At 61.1% G+C, this 18,115-nt stretch carries 18 protein-coding genes; 7 read left to right on the forward strand and 11 right to left on the reverse strand.

Features of this window, described 5'->3' with window-relative positions:
• Positions 1 to 20 precede the first annotated feature (20 nt).
• Positions 21 to 791: a carbon-nitrogen hydrolase family protein gene (locus tag GDN47_RS13560; protein ID WP_152093561.1), complete on the reverse strand. Its 771-nt coding sequence runs from the start codon at positions 789 to 791 to the stop codon at positions 21 to 23.
• A 207-nt stretch (positions 792 to 998) separates the two neighbouring features.
• Here GDN47_RS13560 and GDN47_RS13565 point away from each other — a divergent pair, with 207 nt between their 5' ends.
• Positions 999 to 2,369 (forward strand): TIGR03808 family TAT-translocated repetitive protein, encoded by a 1,371-nt coding sequence (locus GDN47_RS13565; RefSeq protein ID WP_152093562.1) that lies wholly within the window; start codon positions 999 to 1,001, stop codon positions 2,367 to 2,369.
• Here GDN47_RS13565 and GDN47_RS13570 read toward each other — a convergent pair.
• From GDN47_RS13570 to GDN47_RS13590, 5 genes are read right to left on the reverse strand one after another with little or no spacing between them, the layout of a single operon-like run.
• Positions 2,366 to 3,154, reverse strand: a complete 789-nt coding sequence (locus GDN47_RS13570) for a crotonase/enoyl-CoA hydratase family protein (RefSeq protein WP_152093563.1) — start codon at positions 3,152 to 3,154, stop codon at positions 2,366 to 2,368. The genes GDN47_RS13565 and GDN47_RS13570 overlap by 4 nt on opposite strands.
• Entirely contained in the window at positions 3,151 to 4,020 is an 870-nt protein-coding gene (locus tag GDN47_RS13575; protein ID WP_113331891.1) for a hydroxymethylglutaryl-CoA lyase, read from the reverse strand. The genes GDN47_RS13570 and GDN47_RS13575 overlap by 4 nt, the downstream gene beginning before the upstream one ends.
• Complete coding sequence (locus GDN47_RS13580) at positions 4,017 to 6,005, reverse strand: acetyl/propionyl/methylcrotonyl-CoA carboxylase subunit alpha (RefSeq protein WP_113331892.1); 1,989 nt, start codon at positions 6,003 to 6,005, stop codon at positions 4,017 to 4,019. Before GDN47_RS13580 ends, GDN47_RS13575 begins: the two co-directional genes overlap by 4 nt.
• Before the next feature lie 9 nt (positions 6,006 to 6,014).
• Positions 6,015 to 6,398, reverse strand: a complete 384-nt coding sequence (locus GDN47_RS13585; RefSeq protein ID WP_113331893.1) for a RidA family protein — start codon at positions 6,396 to 6,398, stop codon at positions 6,015 to 6,017.
• 10 nt (positions 6,399 to 6,408) lie between these two features.
• Complete coding sequence (locus GDN47_RS13590; RefSeq protein ID WP_113331894.1) at positions 6,409 to 8,016, reverse strand: carboxyl transferase domain-containing protein; 1,608 nt, start codon at positions 8,014 to 8,016, stop codon at positions 6,409 to 6,411.
• 60 nt (positions 8,017 to 8,076) lie between these two features.
• On the opposite strand from GDN47_RS13590, the gene GDN47_RS13595 reads away from it, so the two are divergent.
• Both GDN47_RS13595 and GDN47_RS13600 read left to right on the forward strand, forming a co-directional pair.
• Positions 8,077 to 8,331 carry a type II toxin-antitoxin system HicA family toxin gene (locus GDN47_RS13595; RefSeq protein WP_152093564.1) on the forward strand — a complete coding sequence of 85 codons (255 nt, stop codon included), beginning with the start codon at positions 8,077 to 8,079 and terminating at the stop codon, positions 8,329 to 8,331.
• A 26-nt stretch (positions 8,332 to 8,357) separates the two neighbouring features.
• Positions 8,358 to 8,687, forward strand: a complete 330-nt coding sequence (locus GDN47_RS13600) for a type II toxin-antitoxin system HicB family antitoxin (protein WP_233789921.1) — start codon at positions 8,358 to 8,360, stop codon at positions 8,685 to 8,687.
• A 39-nt stretch (positions 8,688 to 8,726) separates the two neighbouring features.
• On the opposite strand, the gene GDN47_RS13605 is transcribed toward GDN47_RS13600, so the two are convergent.
• Positions 8,727 to 9,890: an isovaleryl-CoA dehydrogenase gene (locus GDN47_RS13605; protein WP_069613842.1), complete on the reverse strand. Its 1,164-nt coding sequence runs from the start codon at positions 9,888 to 9,890 to the stop codon at positions 8,727 to 8,729.
• An 85-nt stretch (positions 9,891 to 9,975) separates the two neighbouring features.
• The gene (locus GDN47_RS13610) at positions 9,976 to 13,449 is read right to left on the reverse strand and encodes an indolepyruvate ferredoxin oxidoreductase family protein (RefSeq protein ID WP_152093565.1); all 3,474 of its coding nucleotides are present in this window, start codon (positions 13,447 to 13,449) and stop codon (positions 9,976 to 9,978) included.
• Between the two features lie 304 nt (positions 13,450 to 13,753).
• Here GDN47_RS13610 and GDN47_RS13615 point away from each other — a divergent pair, with 304 nt between their 5' ends.
• Positions 13,754 to 14,413 (forward strand): glutathione S-transferase family protein, encoded by a 660-nt coding sequence (locus GDN47_RS13615; RefSeq protein WP_152093566.1) that lies wholly within the window; start codon positions 13,754 to 13,756, stop codon positions 14,411 to 14,413.
• Between the two features lie 2 nt (positions 14,414 to 14,415).
• Here the strand turns inward: GDN47_RS13615 and GDN47_RS13620 are convergent, their stop codons facing one another.
• Positions 14,416 to 15,312: a LysR substrate-binding domain-containing protein gene (locus GDN47_RS13620; protein WP_152093567.1), complete on the reverse strand. Its 897-nt coding sequence runs from the start codon at positions 15,310 to 15,312 to the stop codon at positions 14,416 to 14,418.
• Positions 15,313 to 15,462: 150 nt separating this feature from the next.
• Between GDN47_RS13620 and GDN47_RS13625 the strand changes: the two genes are divergently transcribed.
• Together GDN47_RS13625 and GDN47_RS13630 are read left to right on the forward strand one after the other, a co-directional pair.
• Positions 15,463 to 15,648, forward strand: a complete 186-nt coding sequence (locus GDN47_RS13625; RefSeq protein ID WP_113353964.1) for a hypothetical protein — start codon at positions 15,463 to 15,465, stop codon at positions 15,646 to 15,648.
• A 28-nt stretch (positions 15,649 to 15,676) separates the two neighbouring features.
• Entirely contained in the window at positions 15,677 to 16,033 is a 357-nt protein-coding gene (locus GDN47_RS13630; protein WP_113331900.1) for an MmcQ/YjbR family DNA-binding protein, read from the forward strand.
• Positions 16,034 to 16,037: 4 nt separating this feature from the next.
• On the opposite strand, the gene GDN47_RS13635 is transcribed toward GDN47_RS13630, so the two are convergent.
• Together GDN47_RS13635 and GDN47_RS13640 are read right to left on the reverse strand one after the other, a co-directional pair.
• Positions 16,038 to 16,658: a glutathione S-transferase family protein gene (locus GDN47_RS13635; protein ID WP_113331901.1), complete on the reverse strand. Its 621-nt coding sequence runs from the start codon at positions 16,656 to 16,658 to the stop codon at positions 16,038 to 16,040.
• 153 nt (positions 16,659 to 16,811) lie between these two features.
• Entirely contained in the window at positions 16,812 to 17,168 is a 357-nt protein-coding gene (locus tag GDN47_RS13640) for an ADP-ribose pyrophosphatase (RefSeq protein ID WP_015339137.1), read from the reverse strand.
• 126 nt (positions 17,169 to 17,294) lie between these two features.
• On the opposite strand from GDN47_RS13640, the gene GDN47_RS13645 reads away from it, so the two are divergent.
• On the forward strand, positions 17,295 to 18,050 hold the full coding sequence (locus tag GDN47_RS13645; RefSeq protein ID WP_113331902.1) for a DeoR/GlpR family DNA-binding transcription regulator: 756 nt from the start codon (positions 17,295 to 17,297) through the stop codon (positions 18,048 to 18,050).
• Positions 18,051 to 18,115: the final 65 nt, after the last annotated feature.

Genomic DNA, 18,115 nt, shown 5'->3' on the forward strand with positions numbered 1-18,115 from the left:
GGATAGCGCGATTTGCACAATTAGGTAGCGATATCAGCTGCTTTTCGCGCGAATCCGCGCTCGGGTTGCCGATCCGGCAGATCGAAGACGAGGACATCCTCGCTATGCGGCTTGGCCTTTGCCACGACGGCGCCGTTCGGATCGACGATTGCGCTGGTGCCATAGCTCACCCAGCCATCCTCGTTGCTGCCGACCACATCGGACGCCATGACCCAGCAGCCCGTATGCCTGGCGCATATCTGCAGGCTCGAAATGCCCGGCCTATGCCATTTCTCCGCCTTGTGGGGCCGAAGCATCAGGTTGACGGGATTGCAGATGAGGCCCGCTCCCTTTCGGGCCAAACGAGCTGCGGTATAGGGACATCGGAGATCGGCGCAGATATTGATACCAAAGCGCCAATGGCCCTCCTGCCAGATCGGAAAATCCTTTCCCGGCGTGCAGCCGCTTTCGAGCGGGTGAGCCTTGGCATAGACGCCGGCTATCCGGCCGGACTTGACGACCATGGCGCTGTTGTAGAGCGCATCGCCCCTCTTCTCGAAGAGGCCAATAATCGCTGTCGTCCTGCTCGAGGCGAAGCGAGCGACAAGCGCGTCCAAACCGGGATCGTCGAGGGAAAGCGCGCGGCGTCTGGCGATGGCTTCGTTGTAGCTGTGTCCCTGCAGATAGCATTCTGGAAAGAGGGCGAGATCGATGCCCTGCCTTTCCGCCCAGGCGAGATCGCGCGCCAAAGCCTGGGCCGCCTGCTCGACGGCATCGAAAAGTGCCAGACGTTGAAAGGCCGCGATCCGCATGCGGCAGGGGTAACATGCGCGGCGAGTCGGCCCTAGCACAAATGGATCAGGTGCGGGTCATCGCCTCTACCGGACTGGTAAATGAAATAGAAAGAGGTTGAGGCTCTTGGCCGATCGAAAGCGTTTGAAGAACAGCTTCTGTATCAAAACGGCACAGATGGGCCTGGCACGATTTCTGCTTCGTAAGTGACGTTCCAGGAGTTCATAATGATGCAACGCCGCGCCCTTATCGCTTCCCTCGCCGCCTCGGCAGCGGCTGGCGTGCTTGCACGGCGCGGTTTCGCGGCACCACTTGCCAAGATGGCCGGTGCCGAGCTGCGCGGTCCAATCGACGCCATTGCGCTGAAGACGACACCGGGCGCCAGCGATTTCAAGAGCGGCAAGCTGCAGGCGATGATCGACAATGCGGCGCGAAGCAACATGCCGCTTTTCCTACCACCGGGCACCTACAACATCTCAAACCTGACACTCCCCAATAATACGCGCATCACAGGCGTTCCTGGCGCCTCACGGCTCATCTATAGCGGCGACGGCCATCTGATGAATGCAGATAAAGCCAGGCGTATCGAGCTTTCCGGCCTCGTGCTCGATGGCGGCAATCGCTGGCTTGCCGATTATGCGGGTGGCCTTCTGCAATTTACCGGCGTCGACGAAGTGCTGATCGACAATTGCGAAATAATCGGCAGCCGCAAGCACGGACTGCAGCTGGAGCGCTGTGGCGGTCGGATCGAGCGCAGCCACATCTCCGGAGCGGCCGAGACGGGGATCTATTCCGTGCAATCCACCGGCTTGGCGGTGACAGGCAATCGCGTCGAGGATTGCGGTAATGGCGGTATTCTGATCCATCGCTGGGACAAGGCCGAGGATGGCAGCAGCGTCATCAACAACCGCATTGCCCGCATCCGCGCCAATGGCGGCGGCACCGGCCAGAACGGCAATGGCATCAATGTCTTCCGCGCGGATGGCGTCACGGTTTCCGGCAATCAGATCGCCGATTGTGCCTTCACTGCCATCCGCGCCAATTCGGCCTCCAATGTGCAGATCTCGAACAATCAGTGCCTGCGCTCCGGCGAAACCGCCATCTACTGCGAATTCGAGTTTGTCGGCGCCACGATCAGCAACAATCTGGTCGATGGCGCCGCCAACGGCATTTCAGTCACCAATTTCGACAAGGGCGGAAGGCTCGCTTCGGTGACGGGCAATGTCATCCGCAATCTGTCGCTCACCGCACCCTATGCGCAGGATGGCGGTTTCGGCATCGGCATCTCGGCGGAAGCCGATACGCTTGTTGCCGACAATGTTATCGAGAATGCGCCGCTCTGGGGCCTGCGGCTCGGCTGGGGGCAATATCTCCGCAATGTCGTTGCGACCGGCAATATCGTCAGACATGCCGGCATCGGCTGCGTCGTCTCCGTCGCCGATGGTGCCGGCTCGGCGGTGATATCAGGCAATCTCTTCCAGGAAATGCAGCAAGCCGCGATCATGGGCTTTCGCTGGGACAAGCCGGCACCCGGCGATCTCATCAAGGGAAGCACGCAATTCCCGCAGCTGACCATCGAAAACAACAGGCTCGTTTAGGCCGATCGCCAGTTCGGCTGCCGTTTTTCGAAGAAGGCGGTAATGCCCTCCCTAGCCTCCTCGGTCTCCCAGGCATCTGCCAGCTGCTCGACGACGCGATCGATCATGCCATCGGTGATCGGCCTGCCGACGGAGCGCGCCAGGGCCTTAGCGCGGGCCGCTGCCTGCGGTGACGCTCCCAGGAAATGGCGGACTTCGGCTTCTACGGCCTCATCCAGTGCCTCCTCCGCCACGACCCGTGACAGGAGCCCGAAGGCATGCGCCTGCCAGGCATCGATGATTTTGCCGGAGAGAAACAACGGGCGCGCATTCGCTTGGCCGATGCGCGCGACGACATAGGGACTGATCGTGGCCGGAATGATGCCGAGGCGCACCTCCGTCAGGCCGAAACGGGCCGTCGATGCCGATATCACCATGTCGCAGACGCTGAGGATGCCGATACCGCCGCCGAAAGCATTGCCCTGGACGCGGGCGATCAGCGGCTTCGGCAATTCGTTCAACGCCTTGAACAGCATGGCAAGTCGCCGCGCCTCAGCCATACGCCCATCCCGCGTAGCATCGAACTGGGCACGCATCCAACCGAGATCGCCGCCGGCACAGAAACTGGCGCCCTCGCCGGTCAGCACGACGACCCGGACTGCGCTGTCGTGAGCAAGGTCGTCCGTTGCCGCTGTCAAGTCATCGATCATCTCCGCCGAAAGGGCATTGTGCTTTTCCGGGCGCGCCAGCGTCACATGGGCAACACCGCGCTCGTCGGTGGCGATGCGGATCGTCTTCGATATCATGAGGCACTCCTGAGGCTGCGGGCAAAGGCGGAGGCGCGGGCAAGCCTGTCCTCGTCGAGACCGGTCTCGAAGCCCCGCATCGATAGATAATCTTGAACAGAAACGGTATCGACATTGCCCTTGGCGCCGGGAGCGAAGGGACAACCGCCAAGGCCGCCGGCTGACGCATCGAATACCCGCAGGCCGCGCTCCAACGCGACGCCGATATTGTCGAGCGCACGGCCGGACGTGTCATGAAAATGGCCGGCAAGGACTGCCGCGGGGAGTTCTCCGAGCACTGCGCCAAGCATCCGGTCGACGGCCTCGGGCGTGCCTTTGCCGATCGTGTCGCCAAGGCTGATCTCATAGCAACCAAGCGCACGCAACTGCCACGCGACGCTGACAACATTTTGCGGCGGCACCGCGCCCTCATAAGGGCACTCGACGACGCAGCTGACATAGCCGCGCAACGGAACGCCGCGATCCCGACTGGCGGCCGCCACCGGCCGAAAGCGCTCGATGCTCTCGGCGATCGAGCAGTTGATGTTGCGCATGGAGAAGGTTTCCGAGGCGGACGCGAAGATCGCCACTTCATCGACGCCAGCCGCAAGGGCCGCCTCGAAGCCCTGCATGTTGGGCGCCAGCGCTGCGTAACGAACGCCTGGACGCCGCTCTATGCCGGCCATGACCGAAGCGGCATCCCCAAGCTGCGGCACCCATTTCGGGCTGACGAAGCTGGTGACTTCAATTCGCTCGAAACCACAATCCGAAAGCAGATTGACCAGCTCGATCTTGTGTTCGGTATCAACCTGCCGCTTCTCGTTCTGCAGCCCGTCACGCGGTGCCATCTCGACGATGGTGACGTGGTTGGAAGGCTTGTCGCTCATGCCGCATCCTCCGGACGGAGTGACAGAAGCACGGCGCTTTCGCTGGTCTGATCCCCCTCGCCGACATACAGATCTTCGACGATGCCGTCGCGTGCCGCCGTCAGCGTCAGCTCCATCTTCATGGCCTCCATGACGATCAGCGCCTGGCCCCTCGCCACCGCGTCACCCTCGCGCACACGTACGATCTTGACGAGGCCCGGCATCGGCGCGATGACGCGATCGCCACCGCCGGCCGCCTCTTCTCCACCGTCGAGCAGATCGAGTCGATGGAAATGATGCGTCTGTCCATCGAGGAATAAAGTCACGCCTGACGATATCTCGAAGATATCGACATGGGACTGCCGGCCGTCGATCTCGACGTGGCGGGAAAGGCCCTCGCCTGCGAGCAAGCGAACGAGAATGATGCGATCGTCAAAGGTGACGCCGAATAGCGACCGACTCTTTGCAGCCAAGCGGCAATTCTGATGACCACCGGCAAAATGCAGCGTGACGGGACGGCTTGCTTCACCCCAGAGCTGCCAAGGACCGAGCGACAGCCAAGGATCACTGCCAGTGGCTTCTGCGAACCCACCCACCTCGACAATGGCAGCAATGGCGAGGGCAGCATCGTCTGGCGGTTGCGCCGAGGTCAGCGCCTCCACGTCACGATCGATCAATCCCGTATCCGGATGGCCGGCGGCGAAATCCGGCTGGCGGCTCAACCGGATAAGGAAATCGAGGTTGGTGGTGGTTCCGGCAACCTGTGTCTGCTCGAGACCGTGCGTGAGCTTGGCAAGCGCCGCCGCCCGATCGGGCGCATGCACGGTCAGCTTGGCGATCAGCGGGTCGTAATGCGGGGTGATGCTGTCGCCCTCGCGCACGCCGGCATCGATGCGGACATCGCCTTCGAGAAAGCGCAGGCGGGAAAGCGTGCCGGTTGCCGGCAGGAAGCCGCGCGATGGGTCTTCGGCATAGATGCGGGCTTCGAAGGCCCAGCCGTTTATGGTGAGCTCAGCTTGCGTTTTCGGCAGCGGCTCGCCGCTCGCAACGCGCAATTGCCATTCGACAAGATCGACGCCGGCGATTGCCTCTGTGACGGGATGCTCGACCTGCAGGCGGGTGTTCATCTCCATGAAGAAGAAGCGATCCGGCGACAGGCCGTCGGAGACATCGGCGATGAACTCAACGGTGCCGGCGCCGCGATAATCGATGGCGCGGGCGGCGCGAACCGCAGCTTCGCCCATGGCGCTGCGCATCTCCTCCGTCATGCCGGGCGCCGGTGCCTCCTCAATCACCTTCTGGTGCCGGCGCTGCAGGGAGCAATCGCGCTCGAAGAGGTGCACGGCATTGCCCTGGCTGTCACCGAACACCTGAATCTCGATATGTCGCGGCTTGACGAGATATTTTTCGATGAGCACGGCATCGTCGCCGAAAGCGGATTTCGCCTCGCGCTTCGCCGCCTCCAGCGAAGCCTCGAAATCCTCCGGACGGTCGACGCGGCGCATGCCCTTGCCGCCGCCGCCGGCCCTCGCCTTGATAAGAACGGGAAAGCCGATGCCGTCGGCCTGCTCGGCAAGAAAGCCGGGCTCTTGCCTATCGCCATGATAGCCGGGAACAACGGGCACGCCGGCCCGCTCCATCAGCGCCTTGGCCGCATCCTTGAGCCCCATCGCTCGAATGGAGGCCGGCGACGGGCCGATGAAAACCAGGCCTGCAGCTTCGACGGCCTCGGCAAAAGCTGCATTTTCCGAGAGAAAGCCGTAGCCCGGATGGATGGCCTCCGCGCCGGTTCGCTTTGCGGCTGCGATAATCTTTTCCTTCGAAAGATAGCTTTCGCTCGCCGCCGCCGGCCCGATGTGAACGGCTTCATCGGCCAGCACCACATGCAGCGCATCCCGATCGGCGTCGGAATAGACGGCGACTGTGCGGATGCCCAGGCTCCTCGCCGTGCGGATGATGCGGCAGGCGATTTCGCCGCGATTGGCGATCAGTATCTTCGAAAACATCGGCAGACCCTATTGCGCGGCAATGACTTCGACTTCGAGCAGCCAGGCCGTATCGAAAATACCGGCGATCACGACAGTCATGGCCGGCGTGAGCGAGCCTAGATATTCGCTACGGATCTCGCGGTTCTCGATCGTATGATGTCGATCGGCGAGAAAGGTGGTGACCTTGACGATATCGTCCTTCGTCATGCCGGCCGCCTTCAGCTGCGCATCGATGTTGTGCCAGACCTGGCGAGCCTGCGCCTTAAAACCCTCCGGCAAGGCATCGTCGACGTCGGTCGGTATCTGTCCGCTGATAAAAAGCAATCGTTCGAAATTCTCGAGCTTTACGGCTTGAGCATAGCCGCCGCGGGGCTGCGGCGCATTCTTGGCATTGATGGCATCGCGTTTCATCTCCGTCTCCTCACATCCTGAACAGACCGAAGCGTGTGTCTTCGATCGGTGCGTTGAGTGCTGCTGAAAGCGACAGAGCCAGCACGTCGCGGCTCTTGCGCGGATCGATGATGCCATCGTCCCATAGGCGGGCCGAGGCGTAGAGCGGATGGCTCTGGGTTTCGAACATCTTGAGCGTCGGCGCCTTGAAGGCGGCCTCTTCTTCCGGCGTCCAAGGTTTGCCGGCACGCGCCAGCGCCTCGCCGCGTACGGTGGCGAGCACGCCTGCCGCCTGCTCTCCGCCCATGACGGATATGCGGCTGTTGGGCCAGGTCCAGAGAAAACGCGGCGAATAGGCCCGGCCGGCCATGCCATAATTGCCGGCGCCGAAGGAGCCGCCGATCAGCATGGTGATCTTCGGGACCTTGGTCGTCGCCACAGCCGTCACCAGCTTAGCGCCATTCTTCGCGATCCCTTCGGTCTCATATTTACGGCCGACCATGAAGCCGGTGATGTTCTGCAGGAAAACGAGCGGGATCTTGCGCTGCGAGCAAAGCTCGACGAAATGCGCGCCCTTCAGCGCCGACTCCGAGAAGAGAACACCGTTGTTGGCGATGATGCCGACTGGAATGCCATGGATATGGGCAAAGCCGCAGACAAGCGTCGTGCCGTAGCGCCCCTTGAACTCATCAAGGCGGGAGCCATCCACCATGCGGGCGATGACCTCCCGCACGTCATAGGGCGTGCGCAGATCCGAGGGGACGATGCCGAGAATATCCTCGGGATCGTAGAGCGGCGCCTCGGGCGTGCGACGCTCGACACTCTCGGGCTTGCGGCGATTGAGATTGGCGACCGCCTGCCGGGCGAGTGCGAGCGCATGGGCATCGTCCCGCGCCAGATGATCGGCAACACCGGAAAGGCGCGTATGGACATCGCCGCCGCCGAGGTCTTCGGCCGAGACCACCTCACCCGTCGCCGCCTTGACCAGCGGCGGACCGGCGAGAAAGATCGTTCCCTGTTTCTCGACGATGATGGTTTCGTCCGACATGGCAGGCACATAGGCGCCGCCCGCCGTGCAGGAGCCCATGACGACGGCGATCTGCGGAATGCCAGCCGCCGACATATTGGCCTGATTATAGAAGATGCGGCCGAAATGATCGCGATCCGGAAAGACCTCGTCCTGGTTCGGCAGATTGGCGCCACCGGAATCAACGAGATAGATGCAGGGGAGATTGTTTTCCGCCGCAATCTCCTGCGCGCGCAGATGCTTCTTCACCGTGATCGGATAATAAGTGCCACCTTTGACGGTGGCATCATTGCAGACGATCATGCAATCGCGGCCGGAAACGCGGCCGATGCCGACGATCAGGCCGGCGCCCGGCGCTTCGTTGCCATATAGTCCATGGGCTGCCGTCGTCCCGATCTCCAGAAACGGCGTGGCGGGATCGATCAGCCCGGCGACACGATCGCGCGGCAGCATCTTGCCGCGGCCGACATGGCGCTCACGCGCCTGCGCGCCGCCGCCTTCCGCCGCCTGCGACGCCGCAGCCTCAGCGACGCCGATCGCCTCCAGCATGGCGGCGCGATTGTCGCGGAAGCGATCCGTATGCGTCGATATCTCTGATTTCAGGACGGTCATTGACTTGGCCTATTTGCTACCATATTTTGATACCACTTGTTTGCCATTGCGGAACAATCCATGAATTCAAAGCAGCGGCAGACGCTGGAAGCCATTTTCAGCAACCCGGTGAAGGCCACGATCAAATGGCAAGACATTGAGGCCCTGCTGGTGGCAATTGGCTGCGAGATGTCGGAAGGAAGCGGCTCGCGCGCTCGTTTTACGCAAAGCGGCCGAACATTGTTCATCCATCGGCCACATCCGAAGCCTGATACGAAGCAATATGTGGTGCGCACGGTCAGGGAGTTTCTGACAGATTTGGGAATAAAGCCATGAGATCTTACAAGGGATATACCGGTTCGGTGGAATTCGATGAGGACGACATGGTTTTTCATGGCAGAATCGTCGGCATCAGAGACATCGTGACTTTTGAAGCGGAAACGGCGCAAGAACTGGTGCAGGCCTTCCGCGACAGCGTCGATGACTACCTCGCATTTTGCGCGGAAAGATCGCAGGAACCCGATCGACCATTTTCGGGGAATCTTTCCCTGCGCATGACTCCGCGCCTGCATGAGCAGGTCGTTCGCGCCGCAGGAAACAAGGCTCAGTCCGTCAATCAATGGATCACCGATACGTTGACGGAAGCCGCCTCTCGAGATGCAGAGTCGGCTTCCATGGTTGTGAAGGCATAGGCACGCGTCTTTAAATTCGTTGATGTCTCGATCTCGCAGTCAGGCCGTTTCGCCAAACAGCTCGCGGCCGATCAGCATGCGCCGGATTTCGGATGTGCCGGCACCGATCTCATAGAGCTTGGCGTCGCGCAGCAGCCGTCCAGCGGGATAATCATTGGTATAGCCGTTACCACCGAGCGCCTGGATGCATTCGAGCGCCAGCGCCGTCGCCTTTTCTGCGGAGTAGAGAATACAGCCGGCTGCATCCTTACGCGTCGTCTCGCCGCGATCGCAGGCGGCGGCCACGGCATAGACATAGGCGCGGCAGGCATTCATGGTGACATACATATCGGCCAGCTTGCCCTGCATCAGCTGGAACTCGCCGATCGACTGGCCGAACTGCTTGCGCTCATGCATGTAAGGCAGCACCACATCCATGCAGGCCGCCATGATGCCGACGGGGCCACCGGAAAGGACCACGCGCTCGTAATCGAGACCCGACATCAGTACGCGCACGCCGCCATCGATGTGACCGAGAACATTCTCCTCCGGAACCTCGCAATCGAGGAAGATCAGCTCCGAGGTGTTCGAGCCGCGCATACCGAGCTTGTCGAGCTTCTGGCCGACGGAGAAGCCGGGAAAGCCTTTTTCGACGAGGAAGGCGGTAATCCCGCGCGGGCCGGCATCCGGAGAGGTCTTGGCGTAGACGACGAGGACATCGGCATCCGGGCCATTGGTGATCCACATCTTGCTGCCGTTCAGCACATAGCGATGGCCGCGCTTTTCGGCATGCAGCTTCATGGAGACGACATCGGAGCCTGCACTCGGCTCCGACATGGCGAGAGCCCCCACATGCTCGCCGGATATCAGCTTCGGCAGGTAGCGCTCCTTCTGTGCCGCCGTGCCGTTGCGGTAGATCTGGTTGACGCAGAGGTTGGAATGAGCGCCGTAGCTCAGACCCACGGAAGCCGAAGCACGGCTGATCTCTTCCATGGCAACCGTGTGGGCGAGATAGCCGAGGCCGGCGCCGCCATAGGCTTCGTCAACCGTGATCCCGAGTACGCCGAGATCGCCCATCTCCCGCCACAGATGCATCGGGAAGCTGTTGTTGCGATCGATCTCGTCTGCAAAGGGTGCAATGCGATTGCTGGCAAAGCGGCGCACCTGCTCGCGCAGCGCATCGATGTCCTCGCCCAGCGCGAAGTTCAATCCCCCAGAAAACATCCGGCTTCTCCTCCCGACCTCCCGAACGTCCAATCTCTTTGAACGTATGTCTCGTTATGCCTGCTTCAAGTTTCCGCCGCCGGCGTCATGCCGCATCTGCGGGTACATGCTGCGCCTCCCGCGGCATCTCATAGGCTTTCAGTCTGTCCGCTATCCTCACCATGATCTTCCGGCGAGCCTCCTCCTTGACCGGGCCGAAGCCTCTTATCTCATCAAACAGCGAGAGAATGGCAAGGGCTTCTGTCTCGTTGTCGTGGCGCAGACTGGAAAGCACACGCCCGGCGATCTCTTCGTATTCGGCAATCAGGCGGCGTTCCATTTGCCGCTCCGCCATATAGCCGAAGGGATCGAAAGCGGTGCCTCGTAGCCGTTTCATTGGTGCAAGCATCCGCAACAGCGGCAGGATCCAGGCGCCGAACTCGCGCTTCCTTGGTCGGCCGTTCGGGTCCCTGCCGCCGAGGATGGGTGGGGCAAGATTGAGGGCCAGCTTGAAATCTCCCTCCATCTCCTCACGCAATTGTGCTTCGAAAGCCGGATCGGTGAGCAGCCGGGCAACCTCATATTCGTCCTTGTAGGCCAGGATCCGCGCATAAGTGACGGCGACGGCAAAGGGCACCTTGTCCGAAAGCCGCTCTTTCGTCGCCAGAGCATTGGCGTGGGCGACGAAAGCACCATAGCGCTCGGCAAGGGCCGCATCCTGATAGGCGGTCAGATGCGCCTTGCGATGCCTGATGAGATCATCGAGACTCATGTCAGCCAGCGTCTTGCCGGCATCGGGCGCGACCATCAGGGCATGCACGGCCTGCGGATCATGCGCGAGAAGCCGGCCCCAATGAAACGCGGAGAGGCTCGCCTTGACGGCGACGCCGTTGAGCTCGATCGCCTTTTCGATCGCCTCCAACGACAACGGCAGCAGACCGCGCTGCCAGGCAAAGCCGGTTAGCAGGATATTGGTCGAGATCGCATCGCCGGTGACCTCGGTCGCGACCTGACCGAAATCGAGGAAGACGGACTTATCGCTGACGGTCTTTGCAATCGTATGCTGGATCGAACCGGTCCTGAAGTCGAAATCGCGGTTGCGAACGAAATCGGCGACCGGCATGAGCCCGGTGTTGACGATGGCGGTCGTACGCGTCGTTGAGCAGAGCGTGACCGCATCCTTGGAGGCCCCAACCACTTCGTCCGCCGACAACAGCAAGTCCGCGCCGCCATTGACGATGCGCGAGGACGTGACGTCTGCCTGGTTGAGACCGATACGCAGATGGCTCATGACGGCGCCGCCCTTCTGGGCGAGGCCTGCCATGTCAAGGATCATCGGCACCTTGCCATCGAGATGCGCGGCCATGCCAAGGATGGCGCCGATGGTCAGGATGCCCGTGCCGCCGACGCCGGCTATCGCGATGTTCCAGGGACGATCGGCGATGGCAGGGATTTCCGGCATCGGCACGTCGATGTCGGCGTGGCCCAGTGCCTTCCGCTTGCGGCGCTTGCCGCCATGAACCGTGACGAAGGACGGACAAAAGCCTTTGACGCAGGAGAAATCCTTGTTGCAGCTCGATTGGTTGATCTGGCGCTTGCGGCCGAATTCCGTTTCCAGCGGCTCGACGGAGATGCAGTTCGACTGTACCGAGCAATCACCGCATCCCTCGCAGACAGCCTTGTTAATGAAGACGCGCTTGGCCGGATCTTCCATCAGGCCGCGGCTGCGGCGACGGCGCTTCTCGGCGGCGCAGGTCTGGACGTAGACGATCGCCGAACAACCTGCCGTCTCGCGCAGCGTCAGCATCACCTGATCGATGTGGTCGCGATGCAGGACTTTGACGCCGGGCGCCAGCTCCGAAGCGCGATAGGCATCGGGATTGTCCGACAGCAGATAGATCGGCTTGACGCCCTCGTCATGCAGCTGCTTGGTGACCAGCTGCGGCGTCAGGTAGCCATCGATCGGCTGCCCGCCTGTCATGGCGACGGCATCATTATAAAGCAGCTTGTAGGTGACGTTGACCTTGGAGGCGACGGACTGGCGGACGGCAAGAATGCCGGAGTGGAAATAGGTGCCGTCACCGAGATTGACGAACATATGCTTTTCGTCGGTGTAACGCGCAATCGCCGTCCACGGCACGCCTTCACCGCCCATCTGGGTGAAGGTCTCGGTGTTGCGGTCCATCCAGGTGGCCATGTAATGGCAGCCGATGCCGGCGATGGCGCGGCTGCCTTCGGGAACGCGGGTGGAGGTATTGTGCGGACAGCCCGAGCAGAAGAACGGCGTACGGTTCAGTGGCGCCACATGGCTGCGGCTGATCTGGCCGCGCTCGGCAAGATAGGCAAGCTTGGCGGCAATGCGATCATGCAGGCCCTGATCGAGATCGAGCTTGACGATGCGTCCGGCGATGGCTCTCGCAACCGCGCCGACGGTCAGCGCCGAAGACAGGCTGAGATAGGGTTTGTCATGCTCGTCGAACTTGCCGACGATGCGCGGGCGCACATCGGCGCGCCAGTTGAAGAGCTGCTGTTTGATCTGGTTTTCGATGATTTCGCGACGCTCCTCGACGACAAGAACTTCGTCCAGCCCTTCCGAGAAATGGCGCACGGCCTCCGGCTCCAACGGCCAGGGCATGCGCACCTTCAAGATACGCAGGCCGATATCGGCCATTTCCCGCGGGCCGATCTCCAGCTCGCGCAACGCCTGCAGCACATCCTCATAGGCCTTGCCGGAGGAGATGATGCCGAAGCGGGCATTGGGAACATCATGGGTGATTTCGTCGACGCGATTGGCTCGGGCGAAAGCGATGGCCGCATAGGCCTTGTAATTCTGCAGGCGATCGTCCTGCACCAGCGGCGGATCGGGCCAGCGCAGGTTGAGGCCGCCGGGAGGCAGCTCGAAATCCGTCGGCAAGACGAACTGCCGCTTTTCTCCTGATAGATCGACGGCCGCCGTCGTCTCGACGGTATCGGCAATGAATTTCATGCCGACCCAGCAGCCGGAATAACGCGACATGGCGATGCCGAGCAGGCCGTATTCGAGGAATTCGTGGATCGAAGAAGGATAGATGACCGGCATGACCGCCGACATGAATTCATGGTCGGTCTGGTGCGGAATGGTCGAGGATTTGGCGGAATGATCGTCGCCGGCAAAACAGAGGACCCCACCATGCCTGGAGGTACCGGCAGCATTGCCATGCTTCAGCACGTCACCGGAGCGGTCAACGCCGGGGCCTTTGCCGTACCAGATGCCGAGCACGCCGTCCTTGCGGGCGCCGGGAGAAAGGCCGACCTGCTGCGAGCCCCAGACCGCCGTGGCTGCAAGGTCTTCATTGATTCCGGGCTGGAAGGTGACGTCATGCGCGTCGAGGTAAGTCCGGGCCTTCAGAAGCTGCTGGTCGTAGCCGCCGAGGGGCGAGCCGCGATAGCCTGAAATGAACGTTGCCGTATTGAGTCCTGCGGCGCGATCACGCCGCATCTGCGTCATGGGCAGCCGCACCAGCGCCTGCAGGCCGGTCATGAAAACGCGGCCATCCTCAGCGGTATATTTGTCGTCTAGCGAAACGCCGGTAGCAAGCATCTGCTCTCCTCCCGAGATCGCAGTTACCGATTGCCCATGTACCTTTCACCGGATGCCTCCTACCGCATCCGACGAAAGCCATAACCGAACGGTAACATGCAGCGACGCTAATTTCTGAACGAAGGCTAGGCCTCGGCAGCATGATTTGCAAAGATTTAGACGGGCTGGCGGATATTTTCGTGCTTGCTCGGCGCTGGCCATCCGCCATCCATCACGAGCTTTCATCGCAGATATCAGCGGCAGGGTCTTTTACTCGCCCAAGCTGCCCAATAAGGTCGCGCCGACTCGAATCTGGGAGACCCATATGCTGACGATCTACGGTGTCTATCGCTCGCGCGCCTCGCGCAATTACTGGATGGCGGAGGAGCTCGGCATTGAGTTCAAATCCGTGCCTGTCATCCAGGCCAGCCGGCTTGCCAATCCGCTCGCTGCCGACGCGCCAATCAACACGATGTCGCCGGAGTTTCTGGCGGTCAATCCGATGGGCATGATCCCCTACATCAAGGATGGCGATCTCGCGATGCATGAGTCGCTCGCCATCAACCTCTATCTCGCGCGCAAATATGGCGGCCCGCTGGCCGGCAAGACGGTAGAGGAAGAAGGACTGATGTCTATGTGGACGATGTGGGCGGCGACGGAAGTCGAACCCTATAGCGTCGCGCTCGTGCGCATCTATGACAACGCGCAGGAAAATAGCGATGCAGGCAAGGCCGGGATCGCAGTCGCCTGCCGCTCGCTGAAGAAACCGCTCGACGTGCTCGAAAAGCACCTGCAAAACCAGGACTATCTCGTCGGCAATCGCTTTACCGCCGCCGACCTCAACCTGGCCGAAGTGCTGCGCTATGCCCAAACCGAGCAGGACTTGTTCGACGCTCGCCCGAGGATGAAGGCCTGGATCGAGCGCTGCCAGTCGCGCGATGCCTACAAGGCCATGCAGGCGACCCGCGGCAAGGAGCCGGTCTGACATTATTGGAAGAGACGCATGCTCTCTTCCATTTCCTCACGGATCCAGGCCTTGAAGGCGGTGACCTTCTTCGGCTCCCGCACGCCTTCGGCGGTGACGAAATAATGGCCGAAACCGGTTTTGGCGCGGATGCCGAAGGGATCGACGAGGCATTTCTGCTGGAGGGCATAGGCCGCCAGCGTCTGCCAGGCGAGCATCACCCCTTGCCCCGCTATGGCCGCATCCAGACAGAGCGATGCGTCGTTGAAGATGTGACGCTCTTCCATGCAATGGCCCGGGAGCCCGGCCTCGCGCAACCACACCTCCCAGCCGAACATCGCATGTCCGTCGATGACGGCGGGGACTTTCAGTATATCGACAGGCTCCTGAAGCGTCGCGGCAATCTGCGGCGTAACGACCGGGAACACCTCCTGGGCCAGCAGCAGCTCGGCCTTGACGCCGGGCCATTGCCCATTGCCGACCCGAATGCCAATATCGACATCAGACGTCGCCGGGTTGATCAGCCGTGTTGTGGCATCGATGCGCAGGCGGATATCCGGATGGCGGCCGGCGAAGCGGTCCAGCCGATAGACTAGCCAGCGGGCCGCAAAAACCGGTGCCACCGAAATGGTGAGGATATTCTCATCCTTGTGCTGCACAAGCGCAATTGCCGCCGAAAGCGCCTGAAATCCCTCGCCCAACCTTGCCAGCACCGCCAGTCCCGATGCCGTCACCGTCATCCCGTTAGGCGTCCGCTCGAACAGCGGCCGACCGAGTTGCGCCTCGGCCTTGATGACCTGCTGGCTGACCGCACCGACCGTCACGCCGAGTTCATCGGCCGCTGCCTGCAGCGAACCGAGGCGCCCGACCGCCTCCAGCGCGCGCAAGCCATTCAAATGAACGTTGTTGAGGTTTTTCATTATAGAATATCTATATCAGCATCCCCGCATTCTCAATTGCATCGAGCGCATATTCGCGCGATTATTGCACCATGAAATTGAAGACCGTCGCCGCTCGCTCGGCTGATGCCCTCACGGTTGCATCGATGCGAGCATCCAAGGAGGCATGCCATGTCGATCTTGAAGCTTTTCTTCAATCATCTTCTCGAAGAGGATCGCAAATCGGATAGCGATCCGTTGCAGCATCCCATGCTTGCGGCCATGTCGCTGGAAGAATTGGCCGATCTGCCGCTGATGCCGGAAAACCTGGGGCGGCCTATGGACAAGCGGACCATTCAGCCGGAAGAATGCGCATAAGAGAGTTAATCATGGCACTCACACGCGCATGACATCGAACCTAGGCATGGACGCCATAGCAGAACGATTGCAGCGGCTGGTGGCGCAAGCCAGGCTGCTCGAGGTCGAGCCTGGCCTTCATTATGGACTGCCGGCCTTCAAAGTCGGCGGCAAGGCGTTTGTGACCGTCAAGAACAACGAGACCATCGTGCTGTCGCTGCCGGTCGACCGCAAGGAACAGCTGATGGAAATGGCACCGAAGATCTATTTCCAGACGGATCACTACGTCGGCTGGCCATCCCTGCCGCTGCGCATCGCCGCGATCGGCGACGAGGAACTGGAGCTGCGCTTAGTCGAGGCGTGGCGATACCGCGCCCCGAAAAAACTTCTGGCAATGTTCGGCTGATCGATCAGCCCTGTTCGACGGCAAGGGCCTTCTGAACGGCCGGGCGCTCGAGCATACGCTGATAATGCGCGCTAACCTTGGGGAACTGCTTGATATCGACATTGTCTCCCGGCAGCCACTTCTCCATGGTGAAGAGATAGCCGTCTGCGACGGTATATTGCTCGCCCATCACCCAGGGACCCTTCAGCATCTTATCCTCGATCAAAGCGAAGCTTTCGGTCATGGTCTGCGGCACCTTGGCCTTCATCGTCTCGATGGCTGCCGCATCGTCGGTCCAGCGGTAGCCGCGTCCCTTGTGCGAATGGTTCACATGAACGGTGGAGACGATGTAACTGTTGAAGGACTGCATCTGCGCGAATTCGAAGGGGTCGTCGAGCGGTGCCAGCTTCGCGGCCGGTGCGATCTGGGCGAGATAGGCCATGATCGCGATATTCTCGGTGAGGACGCCGCGATCGGTCACCAGCGCCGGAACGCGACCTTTCGGATTGATGGCCAGATAATCCGGCTGGCGCTGATCGCCGTTGGCGAGGTTGAGGCGTCGGGGCTCGTAGGCAAGGCCGGATTCTTCCAGGGCGATGAGACTGGCGAGCGCGCAGCTTCCGGGCGCATAATAGAATGTCAGCATGTTCCGTTCCTCAATTGAATTCTGCAAGGAAGCTAAAACGAACCCGGCCGATACGGAAGTGGCTGATGCTGATGGGCGCCACAAAAGGTTTTGATCGATTAAGCCGATATCCCCATCCCCATTGGCTGGCTCAATGGGGATGGGCGGTTGATCTCAGGCGCAGCCTGGCACGTCTTCCAGCCTGTACCAGACGGGAATGCCGCGCTCGCGGGCAATGCGGACATCATTATCGGCGCCCTTGGAATCACCCGGCAACCTGAGAACACCCTCGCAAAGCTGCAGCAGGCGGCCGGCTGTCGGGTGGAAGATCTCTTCATAGAGATCGTCGCCGATGCTCTTGCCGCCGGCGGCATGCCAGACCGGCAGGGCGACCCATTCGCCGATCATGGGGAGATGACCTGCCTTGAACAGGGCATAGGACGGCTCCTCAAGGCGCTTGAGGTTTTCGGCCATCTTCTTCGGATCATCGCCGGTGCCGGAGCGATAGGGCCCCGCAATCAGGATCAACATGTCATGTCTCCATTCTGAGTACCTGCTTCCTGCAGGAATTTGCACGAATATGCGCATATTTTCTTGAATGTCGAATCGATTCTGATAAATTCATGACTATTCGTGATATATCGTGCAGAGATCAACATGCTGACCAGCCAGCGCAAAGCCCTCATCCTCGACAGATTGCGCCGGGACGGCCAAGTGATCGCCAAGGTTCTGGCCGACGAACTCGATCTGTCCGAAGACACGATCCGCCGGGATCTGCGAGAGATGGCAACGGAGAAGCTGCTGAAGCGCGTGCATGGCGGCGCATTGCCGCTGTCACCGGAGCTGCCCGATTTCACCGCGCGGCAGGCAGTCTCCTCCGACGAGAAACGCCGGCTTGGTGCCTATGCAGCCAAGATGATCCAACCGGGCCAGACCGTATTTCTGGACGGCGGCACCACCAATGCCGAGATCGCCCGGCAACTTCCGAAAGACCTTCCCGTCACCATCGTTACCCACAGCCCGACGATTGCTGGTGAGCTGGAGCATCATGCCCTGGTGGAGGTGATCCTGATCGGCGGCAAGCTCTACAAGCATTCGATGGTGGCGACGGGTGCTGCCGCCATGACGGCCATCGCATCGATAAGGGCCGACATCTTCTTTCTGGGCGTCACCGCCATTCATCCCGCCCGCGGCTTTTCGACCGGCGATTTCGAGGAAGCGGCCATCAAGCGGCATATCGCGCAGTGTTCGGCCGAAACCTATGTGCTGGCGACAGCCGAAAAGCTCGACGCCGCCTCTCCATACCAGATCCTTCCATTGACAGGCGTCTCCGGCGTGATCGTGTCCTCCGATCTTCCGGAGCAGAGCCTGACGCCCTATCGAGATATGGACGTGCCGATCTTCCTGGCCTGACCGACGGCCGGAGATCGGCATGCCTTGTCGCCGCCGCCGATCAAGCCTACCTGAATAGGCCCCAG

This window comes from Martinezella dioscoreae (assembly GCF_009176305.1).
Taxonomy (GTDB): domain Bacteria; phylum Pseudomonadota; class Alphaproteobacteria; order Rhizobiales; family Rhizobiaceae; genus Rhizobium; species Rhizobium dioscoreae.

Coding starts and splice junctions, on each gene's coding strand:
- GDN47_RS13560 (WP_152093561.1), bottom strand. CDS start 791: ATGCGGATCGCGGCCTTTCAACGTCTGGCACTTTTCGATGCCGTCGAG.
- GDN47_RS13565 (WP_152093562.1), top strand. CDS start 999: ATGATGCAACGCCGCGCCCTTATCGCTTCCCTCGCCGCCTCGGCAGCG.
- GDN47_RS13570 (WP_152093563.1), bottom strand. CDS start 3,154: ATGATATCGAAGACGATCCGCATCGCCACCGACGAGCGCGGTGTTGCC.
- GDN47_RS13575 (WP_113331891.1), bottom strand. CDS start 4,020: ATGAGCGACAAGCCTTCCAACCACGTCACCATCGTCGAGATGGCACCG.
- GDN47_RS13580 (WP_113331892.1), bottom strand. CDS start 6,005: ATGTTTTCGAAGATACTGATCGCCAATCGCGGCGAAATCGCCTGCCGC.
- GDN47_RS13585 (WP_113331893.1), bottom strand. CDS start 6,398: ATGAAACGCGATGCCATCAATGCCAAGAATGCGCCGCAGCCCCGCGGC.
- GDN47_RS13590 (WP_113331894.1), bottom strand. CDS start 8,016: ATGACCGTCCTGAAATCAGAGATATCGACGCATACGGATCGCTTCCGC.
- GDN47_RS13595 (WP_152093564.1), top strand. CDS start 8,077: ATGAATTCAAAGCAGCGGCAGACGCTGGAAGCCATTTTCAGCAACCCG.
- GDN47_RS13605 (WP_069613842.1), bottom strand. CDS start 9,890: ATGTTTTCTGGGGGATTGAACTTCGCGCTGGGCGAGGACATCGATGCG.
- GDN47_RS13610 (WP_152093565.1), bottom strand. CDS start 13,449: ATGCTTGCTACCGGCGTTTCGCTAGACGACAAATATACCGCTGAGGAT.
- GDN47_RS13615 (WP_152093566.1), top strand. CDS start 13,754: ATGCTGACGATCTACGGTGTCTATCGCTCGCGCGCCTCGCGCAATTAC.
- GDN47_RS13620 (WP_152093567.1), bottom strand. CDS start 15,312: ATGAAAAACCTCAACAACGTTCATTTGAATGGCTTGCGCGCGCTGGAG.
- GDN47_RS13625 (WP_113353964.1), top strand. CDS start 15,463: ATGTCGATCTTGAAGCTTTTCTTCAATCATCTTCTCGAAGAGGATCGC.
- GDN47_RS13630 (WP_113331900.1), top strand. CDS start 15,677: ATGACATCGAACCTAGGCATGGACGCCATAGCAGAACGATTGCAGCGG.
- GDN47_RS13635 (WP_113331901.1), bottom strand. CDS start 16,658: ATGCTGACATTCTATTATGCGCCCGGAAGCTGCGCGCTCGCCAGTCTC.
- GDN47_RS13640 (WP_015339137.1), bottom strand. CDS start 17,168: ATGTTGATCCTGATTGCGGGGCCCTATCGCTCCGGCACCGGCGATGAT.
- GDN47_RS13645 (WP_113331902.1), top strand. CDS start 17,295: ATGCTGACCAGCCAGCGCAAAGCCCTCATCCTCGACAGATTGCGCCGG.